Source organism: Bradyrhizobium niftali, assembly GCF_004571025.1.
GTDB classification, from domain to species: domain Bacteria; phylum Pseudomonadota; class Alphaproteobacteria; order Rhizobiales; family Xanthobacteraceae; genus Bradyrhizobium; species Bradyrhizobium niftali.
The window spans coordinates 204,306-216,332 of the sequence record NZ_SPQT01000006.1; the positions used below are offsets into that span (position 1 = coordinate 204,306).

Annotated in this window: 11 protein-coding genes; 2 read left to right on the forward strand and 9 right to left on the reverse strand. The window is 64.0% G+C overall.

What is annotated here, in order from left to right:
- Positions 1–59 precede the first annotated feature (59 nt).
- Together E4K65_RS14540 and E4K65_RS47205 are read right to left on the reverse strand one after the other, a co-directional pair.
- Entirely contained in the window at positions 60–911 is an 852-nt protein-coding gene (locus E4K65_RS14540; protein ID WP_135174747.1) for a leishmanolysin-related zinc metalloendopeptidase, read from the reverse strand.
- A gap of 623 nt (positions 912–1,534) precedes the next feature.
- On the reverse strand, positions 1,535–1,672 hold the full coding sequence (locus E4K65_RS47205; RefSeq protein ID WP_167770810.1) for a hypothetical protein: 138 nt from the start codon (positions 1,670–1,672) through the stop codon (positions 1,535–1,537).
- A gap of 171 nt (positions 1,673–1,843) precedes the next feature.
- Between E4K65_RS47205 and E4K65_RS14550 the strand changes: the two genes are divergently transcribed.
- Complete coding sequence (locus tag E4K65_RS14550) at positions 1,844–3,043, forward strand: HAD-IIIA family hydrolase (RefSeq protein ID WP_235885641.1); 1,200 nt, start codon at positions 1,844–1,846, stop codon at positions 3,041–3,043.
- 57 nt (positions 3,044–3,100) lie between these two features.
- Here the strand turns inward: E4K65_RS14550 and E4K65_RS14555 are convergent, their stop codons facing one another.
- The 7 genes from E4K65_RS14555 to E4K65_RS14585 all read right to left on the reverse strand — a co-directional run bounded on the left by E4K65_RS14555 (position 3,101) and on the right by E4K65_RS14585 (position 11,123).
- Entirely contained in the window at positions 3,101–4,618 is a 1,518-nt protein-coding gene (locus E4K65_RS14555; RefSeq protein WP_135174749.1) for a tripartite tricarboxylate transporter permease, read from the reverse strand.
- Between the two features lie 12 nt (positions 4,619–4,630).
- A complete protein-coding gene (locus E4K65_RS14560) occupies positions 4,631–5,173 on the reverse strand; it encodes a tripartite tricarboxylate transporter TctB family protein (RefSeq protein ID WP_135174750.1) in 543 nt (180 codons plus the stop codon).
- Positions 5,174–5,307: 134 nt separating this feature from the next.
- Positions 5,308–6,294: a Bug family tripartite tricarboxylate transporter substrate binding protein gene (locus tag E4K65_RS14565; RefSeq protein ID WP_135174751.1), complete on the reverse strand. Its 987-nt coding sequence runs from the start codon at positions 6,292–6,294 to the stop codon at positions 5,308–5,310.
- 146 nt (positions 6,295–6,440) lie between these two features.
- On the reverse strand, positions 6,441–7,238 hold the full coding sequence (locus E4K65_RS14570) for an enoyl-CoA hydratase/isomerase family protein (protein ID WP_135174752.1): 798 nt from the start codon (positions 7,236–7,238) through the stop codon (positions 6,441–6,443).
- A 26-nt stretch (positions 7,239–7,264) separates the two neighbouring features.
- Positions 7,265–8,464 carry a pyridoxal-phosphate-dependent aminotransferase family protein gene (locus E4K65_RS14575; RefSeq protein WP_167770811.1) on the reverse strand — a complete coding sequence of 400 codons (1,200 nt, stop codon included), beginning with the start codon at positions 8,462–8,464 and terminating at the stop codon, positions 7,265–7,267.
- Positions 8,465–8,581: 117 nt separating this feature from the next.
- Complete coding sequence (locus tag E4K65_RS14580; protein ID WP_135174754.1) at positions 8,582–9,865, reverse strand: MFS transporter; 1,284 nt, start codon at positions 9,863–9,865, stop codon at positions 8,582–8,584.
- 55 nt (positions 9,866–9,920) lie between these two features.
- Positions 9,921–11,123, reverse strand: coding sequence for a pyridoxal-phosphate-dependent aminotransferase family protein (locus E4K65_RS14585; protein WP_430649029.1), 1,203 nt, complete (start codon positions 11,121–11,123; stop codon positions 9,921–9,923).
- Positions 11,124–11,256: 133 nt separating this feature from the next.
- On the opposite strand from E4K65_RS14585, the gene E4K65_RS14590 reads away from it, so the two are divergent.
- Positions 11,257–11,994 (forward strand): GntR family transcriptional regulator, encoded by a 738-nt coding sequence (locus tag E4K65_RS14590; RefSeq protein ID WP_167770812.1) that lies wholly within the window; start codon positions 11,257–11,259, stop codon positions 11,992–11,994.
- The last annotated feature ends 33 nt before the right edge of the window (positions 11,995–12,027 follow it).

The window sequence follows — 12,027 nt, forward strand, 5'->3', positions numbered from 1 at the left end:
GTTTCCCTGAATTCCAAGAGAAGTCTTGCTCGGCAGAACTTGTCCGGCGGTGCTCTGGCCTAAGGTTCGAGACTCTCGTCGGGCAACGTGATCGGAATCCGCGGGAGCACGATGCCTCTTGGCTTTTCATCATGCGCGGCAGCAAGTCCTGCCTCGGCCATAAGGAGATGATTGGGCAGGTGATACGGCTGGGCAACCTCCATGTTCACCTCATAGCCGAGATCCTGCAAGCTGGCGATCGTCAACCGGCTCATCGGATTGCCGCCTTCATTGACGAAGCCGGTCATCAATTCTGCGCCGAAAACAGTGTCACGCCAATGCGAATCCACCGTCCCTTCGCCACCCTTGTTTTCGACGGGAACGGGGAGAGGCGTCGCGGAGCCGCGGAGCTTACCGTATTCGCGCATGGCGTTGGCACCGTGGAATGTCGGATTGTGCGTGCGGACGCCCTTCAACAATCTCTTTTTCGTCCAGATCGTTCCGATGCCGATCACATGCCCCATCTCGTGCGTGATGACGTCGTTCAGGGTGCCGTCGGCTTCCATGGCGGCGAGATCGGCAATGTCGAATTGCATGTCGCCTGTCGCCGGCAGAAAGGCAGCGGCCCCTGCACTCTTCGGGCGCAGGCGATCCGGCCCCGCCTGGCCGAGAACATTTCCGGGACCGTCAATGTCGGTGCCTTGTGCTGTGATACGAAGATTGTTGATCCTTTCGCCGCCAACCGTGACGTCAGGCAAGTCGCCCACGATGGCGTGGGTCCACCGGTTTGCCGCAAGCTTGAAAGCGGTCTTTTGTTTAGCAGTCAGCCCGCCCAGGAAATGAACTTCGATCGTGTAACCTCGGGCGGCTGCGGCAGCGACCGCGTGCGGAATCTCGGCGCCCCTCTGGGCGCGATAACGTTCAATGGCCATGACATCCTCCAAAAAATCAGATCAAATAAGTTTCTATCTATGCTTGCATAGTGATCCCGATTAACGCCGCTGACAAGGGAGAGAAAGCGTCACGGGGCCTGACTGTTTTCACTCCGGACACACGACAGCCCGACGCGACCACCAGGCTTTCGACTCGCAACCACGCTTTGCGAAACAGTCGCTCAGGTCCGCTGAAGCGATAGTTCACACCGAAGCGCAGGATGTTGTCGGTGACGTGCGAGCGAAAGCCGACGACTAGCGGCGCGCCGCTGAGCGCGATCACGGCAGTCGCGAGCGCTTGGATGGTTGTCGGCACAAGGAACACGCCGAACGGGCTTAGCGAGTCTACATTCCTAGACTCTGAACGACTAGATTCCGCGGCATCCATCCGACATTCTACCTGCCCCGGAAGAGGACGGCTGAAGTTCCTTAGTCCGGATCAGGAGGCTGCCGCGATTGCTGTGGTTGGCAAAGCCGCGCGCCTGACGGCCGGCTCGATCGACCGCGCGAGGCAATCGTGAAGAAAACTGCGGCGCATCATGCTCCTGAGTTCCGATGAAAATCGAATGGCGATCACTTCAAGAGGTTCAATCCGTCAATCAGCGCATCCCAAATTCCCGACCTTATTGCGAGGAGGATTGGGCACCTTTCCAGTCGCGCTGCGCCAGAGCGAGTAGCTGGAGCTGCTTCGAGAGGTCGGGTTTGAGCCGCTCAGCGAGCAGCCCGACCGCCGAAGCGGCATCTCGAACGACTGCCGCCATGCTTCGGAGCCTTCTCCGAGGGAAAGCTGTTGAGGCTCGGCTCCCCACCTGGCAGACGGACTTCATTCGCATTTCCCGTTCGCGCTGATATGGAAGTTCGACGAAAATAGCTTCTCGCATCACCGCAGGTGGCGTTACGATCCGACGTCCATGCCATCAGAAGGACACATCATGTTGAGACAGGCCGTCATCCTCGCCGGAGGCCTAGGCACCCGGCTGGGTGAGCGCACCAAGCTGGTTCCGAAGCCAATGCTCGACATCGGCGGGCGGCCGTTTCTCGACACGCTGATCGATGAGCTCGTGCGCTATGACGTGTTCGATGAGATACTCCTGCTCGCGGGACACAAAGCCGAGATCGTCGAGACCCATTATGGCGGCGCGACCAGGGGCCGGGCAAAGATCCTCGTGTCGCGCGAGGTCGAGCCGCTCGGCACCGGCGGCGCGCTAATGCATGCGCGCGACCTGCTGCACGACCGCTTCCTGTTGCTCAACGGTGACTCGCTGTTCGACTTCAACCTGCTCGACCTGGTCGCGCGCGCCCATGGCGGGGGCGTTCACATGGCGTTGCGGGACGACGTCGTCGCAGACCGCTACGGCCGCGTCGTGCTCGACGGTAACACCGTGCGTGACTTCATTGGTCCCGGCGCGGGCGCCACAGGACCGGCCAATGCCGGCATCTACGTTGTCAGCAAATCCATCCTCGCCGACATCACGACGCTTCCCGCCTCCCTCGAGCAGGATGTATTCCCCGGCCTTGCCGCGTCCGGCGCGCTGCGGGGCACGGCCTATCGCGGTTACTTCATCGACATCGGCACTCCCGACGACTTCGCGCGCGCCGATCGCGAATTGCCGGAGAAGTTGCGGCGGCCGGCCGTATTCTTCGATCGCGACGGCGTGCTCAACCACGATTCAGGCTACACGTTTGAGACGCACAAGCTCGAATGGATCGAGGGCGCACGCGAGGCCGTGAAAGACGTCAACGACGCCGGTTATTTTGCCTTCGTCATCACCAACCAGTCCGGTGTCGCTCGCGGCTACTACGGCGAGCACCACGTCGTCGCCTTGCACCGCTGGATGGCGGACCAGATGGCGCGGACTGGCGCGCATATCGACGCGTTCGAATACTGCCCCGACCATCCCGATGGTACCGTCGCGCGCTATTGCCGTACGAGCGACCGACGCAAACCGGCGCCCGGCATGATCACCGACCTTCTCAAGCGCTTTCCTGTCGACATGACGCGCAGCATGGTGATCGGCGACAAAGACAGCGACATGGAGGCGGCGCAGGCGGCCGGCTTGGCCGGCCATCTGTTTTCTGGTGGCAATCTGCAAGCTTTCGTCAGACGGCACCTCGGCCTCGCGGGCGTGTAATGCCTAGGACTATCGCGACATCGCCCTTATGTATTTGAATCACGGAGAGATTGCTTCCTAGCGCGATGTCGCTCTGGTCCGCTGCGTCAGTCCGACGCGGCCCAGCAACCCGTCGATCACCGGCCAAAACAGCAGCACGAGCGCCAGCGTCGTGATCGAGCCGACCAGCCCGTTCGACCAGAACACCTTGAGGTCGCCGCCGGAGCCGATCATCGACAGGCGGAAGGCATCCTCGGCGCGGTTGCCGAGCACGAGCGCCAGCGTGAACGGCGCGAGCGGAATGCCGATCTTCTTGAAGACATAGCCGACGACCCCGAAGCCGAGCATCAGCCAGATGTCGAACATCGCGTTCTGGATCGCATAGGCGCCGATCGCGCAGGACACCACGATCATCGGCGCCACCGCCGCGAACGGCACCCGCAGGATCGAGGCGAAGATCGGCACCGTCGTCAGCACCAGCACGAGGCCGACGACGTTGCCGAGATACATCGAGGCGATCAGCCCCCAGACGAAGTCCTTGTGCTCGACGAACAGCAGCGGGCCCGGATTGAGCCCCCACACCATCAGGCCGCCGAGCAGGATCGCGGCGGTGCCGGAGCCGGGAATGCCGAGCGCCAGCATCGGCAGCAGCGCCGCGGTGCCGGAGGCATGCGCTGCCGTTTCCGGCGCGAACACGCCCTCGATGCGGCCCTTGCCAAAACTCTCGGGATCCTTGGAAAAGCGCTTGGCGAGATTGTAGCCCATGAAGGACGCGGCGATCGCCCCGCCCGGGGTGATGCCGAGCCAGCAGCCGATGAAGGAGGAGCGCAGCAGCGTCACCCAGTATTTCGGCAGGTCCTTCCAGACGCTGAGCACGACGCGCAGCGAGATGCTCGCGGCATGTCCCCGCAATGCCAGACGCTCCTCCATCGTCAGCAGGATCTCGCTGATGCCGAACAGGCCGATGACGGCGACGAGGAAGTTGATGCCGCGCAAGAGCTCGGCCGAGCCGAAGGTCATGCGCAGATTGCCCGACACCGTGTCCATGCCGATGCCGGCGAGCAGCAGCCCGAGCGACATCGAGATGACCGTCTTGTGCTTGGCCTCGCGCCCGAGGCCAACGAAAGAGCAGAAGGTGAGCAGATACACCGCGAAGAACTCGGGCGGGCCGAATTTCAACGCAAAGGACGAGATCATCGGCGCGAGGAAGGTGATCAGGAGCACTGCGACCAGCGAGCCGATGAAGGAGGACGTGAACGCCGCGGTCAGCGCCTCCGCCGCCCTTCCCTGCTGCGCCATCGGATAGCCGTCGAAGGTGGTCGCGACCGACCAGGCTTCGCCCGGGATGTTGAACAGGATCGAGGTGATGGCGCCACCGAACAGCGCGCCCCAATAGATGCAGGACAGCATCACGATGGCGGAGGTCGGATCCATCGTGAAGGTCAGCGGCAACAGGATCGCAACGCCGTTGGGGCCGCCGAGCCCGGGCAGCACGCCGACGAAGATGCCGAGCACCAGCCCGACCATCATCAGCACGAGCGTCTTCCACGTCAGCAGGACGGCGAAGCCGTGAAACAGGAGACCGAGAGCTTCCATCGCGGGGCCGCCTTAGTGACCGAAGGCCGCTTCGAGCGGTCCCTTCGGCATGATGACGTCGAAGGCGATGTCGAAGGTGACGAACATGATCGCCGTGAACACGAGCGCGGTGAGCAGCGACTTCCACAGCGCGATCTTGCCGACGAGGCGCATGAAGCTCGCGATCAGCAGGAAGCTCGCGACATAGAGGCCGAGGAATTGCGTGACGAGGCAGAACAGCAGCGTCGGCACGAACACCGCCATGACGCGGCGCGCCTGCGCGCGCGTGACGAAGCTTCCGGACGCAGCCCGGCGCGCGACGAGCGCCGTGACCAGGCCGTAGAGGCTGCCGCCGGCGAGGATGAGGGAGAGATAGAACGGGAAATAGCCGGGTTCGGGCCCGGTTGCGTCCCAGGACGCCCCGGTGCGCCAATTGTCGTAGCCGAGCGTGATGGCCAGCGCGAGCAGCAGGAGGCAGACAAGGATTTCGATCGTGCCGGAGCCGACGACGGAGGGCGAGTCGTCTTCAGGCGCGGTCGGATCGTCGACGACGATTTCGATATCGGTTTGGGACATGCTCTGCCAAATCAAATTGCGCTGTCATCATCCGCGAAGGCGGATGATCCAGTATTCCAGAGGCGGCGAGGAGTGCGGATAAGCTGCGGCGTACTGGATGCCCCGCCTTCGCGGGGCATGACGTGGAGGCGGGGTCACTTCGCGACGAATCCGGCTTCCGTCATCAGCGCCTTGTTGGTGGCATCGTCCTCCTCGAGGAATTGCACCATGTCCTTGCCGGTGAGGAAGATCGGCTTCAACGCCTGCTTCTCCATGTAGTCCTTGTACTCGGCGGTTTGCGTCACCTTGTGGAACAGCTCGACATAGAACGCCTGCTGCTCGGCAGTCACTTTGCCGGGCAGGAACGTCGCGCGCAGCATCAGATACTGCACGTCGACGCCCTCCTCCTTGCAGGTCGGGATGTCGGCCCAGGACTGCGTGTCCGTCACCTTGCTGGTGTAGGAGATGCGCTCCTTGTCGAACACGCAGAGCGGACGCACCTGACCGGCGCGCCAGACTTCGAGGTTTTCGCTGGGGTTGTTGACGTTGGCTTCGGTGTGATTGCCGACGAGCTGGGTCGCGGCCTCGCCGCCGGACTTGTAGGGCAGATAGGAGAATTTCGCGCCGGTCTTCTGCTCCAGGAACACGGTCAGCACGTGATCCTCGCGCTTGGAGCCGGTGCCGCCCATCTTGAACGGCGAGCTCGCCGCCTTCGCGGCCGCGACGAATTCCTTCACCGTCTTCGGACCGGCGCTGTTGTCCCACAGCACGAACTGGTCGAGCGCAATCACCGAAACCGGGGTCAGCTCACGCCAGTTGAACGGAATCTTCGCCGACAGCGGCAGCATGTAGATCAGGGAATAGGCGATCAGCACCTTGTTCGGGTCGCCCTCGCTGGACTTCATGTACATCAGCGCTTCCGCGCCCGAGGCGCCGCCCTTGAGCGAGACGACCATCGGCTGCTTCATCAGATTGTTCTTCTGGATCGCGGCCTGCATCATTCGCGCCATCTGATCGGAAGCACCGCCCGCACCGGCCGCCACCACGATCTCGACCGGCTTGGTCGGTTCCCAGCCGGCAAAAGCCGGCGTGCCCAACAACAGCGCGGTCGCGGCGCCGAAGGCTTTCACTGAAATTCGCACGAGTTTCGTCCCCTGATTCTTATTGGCTTTGTGATGCCGGGAAGGTTATCGCTACATTGTGCGGACTATTGCTGACGAGTTCAAGCAGACGGTCGTGTCGCCGCATATGACTTTCGGCTGACGGAAAGCGCTCGACGGCGCGCTCGCTACTTGCCCTTCCAGACGGGCGTGCGCTTGTTGAGGAAGGCGTCCATGCCCTCGCGGAAATCTTCGCTCATATAGGCCTTGAGGATCAGGTCCTCGCCCTCTTCGCGCGACAGCGTGCGGCGGATGCGGCGCACTGCTTCCTTGGTTGCTTCGAGCGTGAGCGGCGCATGGCTCGCGACGAGCTTGGCGGTCTCGTCGGCGCGACGCTGAAGCGTCTCGACGTCGGGCACGATCTCGTTGAGCAGGCCGAGGGCGAGCGCTTCCGGCGCTTCGACCAGGCGCGCCTTGAAGATCATATCCTTGGTGCGGGCAGGTCCCACCAGCGAGACGACGCGGCTGATGTTGGACATCGACAGGCAGTTGCCGAGCGTACGCGCGATCGGAAAGCCGATGCGCGTCGTCTCGGTGCCGATGCGGAGGTCGCAGCAGGCCGCAATGCCGGCGCCGCCGCCAGTGCAGGCCCCCGCGATCGCCGCGATCACGGGCACACGGCACTGCTCGAGCGTGCCGAGCACGCGGTCGATACGGGCCTCGTAATCGAGCGCATCCTGCGCGGTTTTGAACGCACGGAACTGAGAAATGTCGGTGCCCGAGGCGAACGCCTTGTCGCCGGCGCCGGTCAGGATCAGCGCCTTGATCGAGCGGTCAGCGTTGATCTCGGTGCAGATCTCCGCCATGCGGTCATACATGGCAAAGGTCATTGCGTTGCGCGCCTGCGGGCGGTTGAAGGTGATCCGCGCGATGCCGTCCGTGACGGAGTAGAGCAGGTCTTCGTTGGTCGTCGTCGGTGCGTTCATCGCGCGCTCACTTCCCAGTTGTTGATTCAGGCCACCTGCGCTTTGGCGATCAGCACCACGTCGCGTCCCTTCAGGACGTCCATGGCCGCCAACACGCCGCCGCTCCGGTGCGGGATCTTTGCAAGATCCAGGCCCATCTCGACGCCGGCGAGCGTGCCCATCAGCATCAGATCGTTGAAATGACCGATATGGCCGATGCGGAACACCTTGCCCTTGACCTTGTTCAAGCCGGTGCCAAGCGACATGTCGAAGTTTTCCAGCACCACCTTGCGGAAGGCGTCGGCGTCGTGTCCATCCGGCACACGCACGCTGGTCAGCGCAGGCGAATGCGCCGCGGGATCGGCGCACTGCGTCTCCAGGCCCCAGACCTTGACCGCAGCGCGCGTCGCCGCACTGTGGCGCTTGTGGCGGGTCCAGACGTTCTCCAGCCCCTCCTCTTCCAGCATCTTGACCGCCTCGCGCAGGCCGTAGAGCAGATTGGTCGCGGGCGTATAGGGGAAGGTGCCGAGCTTGTTGAAGCTGATGACCTCCTGCCAGTCCCAGTAGGAGCGCATGCCGGGGTTGGCCTTGGCGACCGCGAGCGCCTTCTCCGAGACCGCGTTGAAGCCGAGGCCGGGCGGCAGCATCAGGCCCTTCTGGGAGCCCGCGACCGAGACGTCGATGCCCCAGGCGTCGTGCTCGTATTCCATCGAGCCGAGGCCGGAGATGGTGTCGACCATCAGCAGCGCCGGATGCTTGACGCGATCGAGCAGCTTGCGCACCTCCAGCGGCGGCGTCACGCAGCCGGTCGAGGTCTCGTTGTGCACGACGCAGACCGCCTTGATCATGTGCTGCTTGTCGGCCGCGAGCCGCTTCTCGATCTCGGCGAGATCGGCGCCATGGCGCCAGTCGCTCGGGATGAAGTCGACGTCGAGCTTGAACTTGTCGGCGATGCCGCGCCACAGCACGGCGAACTGGCCGGTCTCGCACATCAGGACCTTGTCGCCGGGCGAGAACACGTTGACCATCGCCGCTTCCCAGGCGCCGGTGCCGGACGAGGGGAAGATGATCACGGGCTGCTTGGTGCGGAACACGCGCTGCATCGCGGCAAGCACGGCGAAGCCGAGCTCGGCGAACTCCGGACCGCGATGGTCCAGCGTCGGCATGTCCATCGCCCGCAGCACGCGGTCGGGCACGTTGGTCGGTCCTGGAATCTGTAGGAAATGCCTTCCAGTATGCACGGTCATCGGCGTCCTTCCCGGTCTTGCCTTGATTTTGATGGCCGCCGAATAGCACCATTTGACCGGCTTGTCCCCTCTCCTTAAGGCTCCTCCCATGCATGGGCGGCGGGCCTCCGCCGCCCCCTACTCCGCGGGCACCACCTTTCCGGACGGCAACCTGCCCTCGCCCTCCGCGAACGGGCGTTCCGGATGCATCAGGAAGGCGGAAAAGCCGCCGAGCAGCAGCAGCCCCATCGACATCAGGAACGGCAGGTACCAGTTGCCGGTCGCGTCGATCACGAAGCCCGCGACCAGCGGGGAGACGATGGCCGCGAAGGCCGAGCCGGTATTCATGATTCCCGAGGCGGTCCCGGAATATTTCGGGGCGATGTCCATCGGGATCGACCACATCGGGCCGATCACGAGCTCGGCGCAGAAGAAGCCGGCCGACAGGCACAGCGCGACGATGGTGATGTCGTGGACGAACAGGATCGGAAACAGCGAGAGCAGCGCCCCCGTAAATCCCGCAACGGTGACGCTGAGCCGCGCCAGGCGGACATTCCCGGTGCGGTCGAGGATCTTGTCCGACAGCACGCCGCCGACGCTGTCGCCGACCACGCCGGCGAAGAACACGCCGGAGGCGAACAGCGCCGAGCTCTTGATGTCGAGACCGTAGTTGTTCTTGAAGAACAGCGGCAGCCAGTTCAGATAGAGCCACAGGCACCAGCCGTAGCAGAAATAGGTCAGCGTCACCGGCCACATCCGGCCGAGCAGCGGCCCCCACGGCACGCGCGGCCGCTCGCCGGTCGGGCGCGGCGGCAACGCCGCAAGCTCGGCTTCGGTGATGGAGGCATGCTCCTTCGGCTCGTTGCGGAAGTACCAGACCCAGATCACGCCCCAGATCAGGCTGACGAAGCCGAGCACGACAAAGGCGCCGCGCCAGGTCAGCCAGAGGATCAGCAGCGCCACCACGGGTGGCGTGACGGCATTGCCGAGCCGGGCGAAGGAATGGGTCAGACCTTGTGCAAATCCGCGGCGGTTCGCCGGCGTCCAATATTGCATCGCGCGTGTGGCGGTCGGGAACGTCGCGCCCTCGCCGAAGCCGAGCGCGAAGCGCGCGACGAACAGCGCGGCCAGACTGTTGACGAAGCCGGTCATGATGGTGGCGACCGCCCAGATCGTGCCGCACCAGAACAGCGTCTTGCGCGGCCCGAAACGATCGCCGACCCAGCCGCCGATCACCTGGAACAGCAGATAAGGATAGGCAAAGGCCGAGAAGACGAGGCCGAGCTGGGTGTTCGACAGGCCCAGCTCCTTCTGGATCTCGCTCGCCGCCGTGCCGATGTTCACCCGGTCGACATAGGTGATGAAATACATCGCGCAGAGCATCGCCAGCACGACATGCGTGGCCTTGAACCGAACCCCCATCTCACCCCTCCCGACTTGCTGTTGTTATGATTGCCGCTCGAATGTCCCGCGCGACTTAGGTGCCGACCATTTTCAGATGCGGCGACGCATTGCCCTGCGGGCGCTGTTCCAGCAGCTTCATCGCGACATCGACGCCGCCGGAGCGATGCGGCACGCCCGCAACCGACAGGCCCATCTCCACGCCGGTGAGCGCGCCGAGCAGCGTCAACGCGTTGCATTCGCCGAGATGGCCGATGCGGAAGACCTTTCCGGCGACCTTCGACAGGCCCGAGCCGAGCGACATGTTGTAGTTTTCAAGCACGATTTGGCGGAACTGATCGGCATCATGTCCCGGCGGCATCAGCACCGCCGTGAGCACCGGCGAGAACTCGGCCGGCTCCTGGCAGAGCACTTCGAGGCCCCAATGATTGACGGCGGCGCGCGTGGCCGCCGCTAACCGCTGATGCCTGGCGAAGACGTTGTCGAGCCCCTCTTCGAGAAGCATCGCGATCGCCTCGCGCAGGCCGTAGAGCAGATTGGTCGCCGGCGTGTAGGGGAAGAAGCCTTTCGCGTTCGGCTTCAGCATCTCCTCCCAGTCGAAATAGGAGCGCGGCATCTTGTTAGTCTTGGACGCAGCGCGGGCCTTCTGCGAGATCGCGTTGAAGCCGAGGCCGGGCGGCAGCATGAAGCCCTTCTGCGAGCAGCTCACGCTGACGTCGACCTTCCATTCGTCGTGGCGGTAGTCGACCGAGCCGAGCGAGGAGATGGTGTCCACCATCAGCAGCGCGGGATGCGAGGTGCGGTCGATCGCGGCGCGGATATCGGCGATGCGGCTGGTCGCACCGGTCGAGGTCTCGTTGTGCACGACCATCACGGCCTTGATCGCGCGTGCCTTGTCCTCGGCGAGCTTCGCCTCGATCACGGTGGGATCGGCGCCGCGACGCCAGTCGCCGGGAACGAAATCGACCTCGATGCCGAAGCGGCCCGCCATCTGGCGCCACAGAGTGGCGAAATGGCCGGTCTCGACCATCAGCACCCTGTCGCCCGGCGACAGGGTGTTGACGATCGCGGCCTCCCATGCGCCGGTCCCCGACGAGGGGAAGATCACCACCGGCCCCGCGGTCTGGAAAATCTTCTGGCTGCCTTCGAGCACGGTCCGGCCGAGCTCGCCGAATTCGGCGCTCCGGTGGTCGATGACCGGCATGTCCATGGCGCGCAGGACGCGGTCGGGGACCGGGCTTGGGCCGGGAATCTGAAGGAAATGGCGTCCCTGGTGCATGAAAACCTCCCTGTCGGCGCGTTCTGGCCGGCGTTGCCGACTATTTTGCATTCATTTTTTGTCCTTTCAATCGAAATTTGGTATTCGATTGTGGACGTCGACGCGACCAAACGAGCAAACTATTGTGCTGCAAATGAAATCCACGATTCCCGACACCGGGGTTCCATTTGCCCCGCCCGCCGGAAACGGCGGTGACCGCCAGGAGGCCTCGCTTCACGGCGAGATCCTGCTGCGGCTGCGCGACTACGTGGTCGAAGGCAACATTCCCGACGGCGCGCGCGTTCCCGAGCGCCAGCTCTGCGAGATGCTCGGCATTTCCCGCACACCCTTGCGCGAGGCGCTCAAGGTGCTCGCCGCCGAGGGCCTGATCGAGCTGCTGCCGAACCGCGGCGCGCGGGTGCGCCAGCTCAGCCAGCGCGACCTCGAGGAGCTGTTCGACGTCATGGCGGGCCTGGAAAGCCTCGCCGGGCGCCTCGCCTGCGAGGCCATTACCGATGCGGAAATCATCGCGATCGAGCAGCTGCATTACGAGATGTACGGCCACTATCTGCACCGCGACATGCACGGTTATTTCCAGGCCAACCAGCGCATCCACGAAAGCATCGTCGCAGCCGCGCGCAACGAGACGCTGAAGGCCGCCTACGCCAACTTCGCCGGACGCATTCGCCGCGTCCGCTACTCGGCCAATTTCGCCCGCAAGCGGCAGCGCTGGGCGGAAGCCATGCGCGAGCACGAGGCCATCCTCGACGCGTTGCGCCGCCGCGCCGGCAGCGAGCTCAGCGACATCCTGTTCCAGCACCTGCGCAACAAGCGGACCGCGGCGATCGAGCACCTGGCCGAGCCCCAAGAGGACGCGCCAGCCTCGCCCTGATGGCGGCTGCCTTGCTCATTTTGAATTCATAAT

Coding starts and splice junctions, on each gene's coding strand:
- E4K65_RS14540 (WP_135174747.1), bottom strand. CDS start 911: ATGGCCATTGAACGTTATCGCGCCCAGAGGGGCGCCGAGATTCCGCAC.
- E4K65_RS47205 (WP_167770810.1), bottom strand. CDS start 1,672: ATGGCGGCAGTCGTTCGAGATGCCGCTTCGGCGGTCGGGCTGCTCGCT.
- E4K65_RS14550 (WP_235885641.1), top strand. CDS start 1,844: ATGTTGAGACAGGCCGTCATCCTCGCCGGAGGCCTAGGCACCCGGCTG.
- E4K65_RS14555 (WP_135174749.1), bottom strand. CDS start 4,618: ATGGAAGCTCTCGGTCTCCTGTTTCACGGCTTCGCCGTCCTGCTGACG.
- E4K65_RS14560 (WP_135174750.1), bottom strand. CDS start 5,173: ATGTCCCAAACCGATATCGAAATCGTCGTCGACGATCCGACCGCGCCT.
- E4K65_RS14570 (WP_135174752.1), bottom strand. CDS start 7,238: ATGAACGCACCGACGACGACCAACGAAGACCTGCTCTACTCCGTCACG.
- E4K65_RS14575 (WP_167770811.1), bottom strand. CDS start 8,464: ATGACCGTGCATACTGGAAGGCATTTCCTACAGATTCCAGGACCGACC.
- E4K65_RS14580 (WP_135174754.1), bottom strand. CDS start 9,865: ATGGGGGTTCGGTTCAAGGCCACGCATGTCGTGCTGGCGATGCTCTGC.
- E4K65_RS14585 (WP_430649029.1), bottom strand. CDS start 11,123: ATGCACCAGGGACGCCATTTCCTTCAGATTCCCGGCCCAAGCCCGGTC.
- E4K65_RS14590 (WP_167770812.1), top strand. CDS start 11,257: ATGAAATCCACGATTCCCGACACCGGGGTTCCATTTGCCCCGCCCGCC.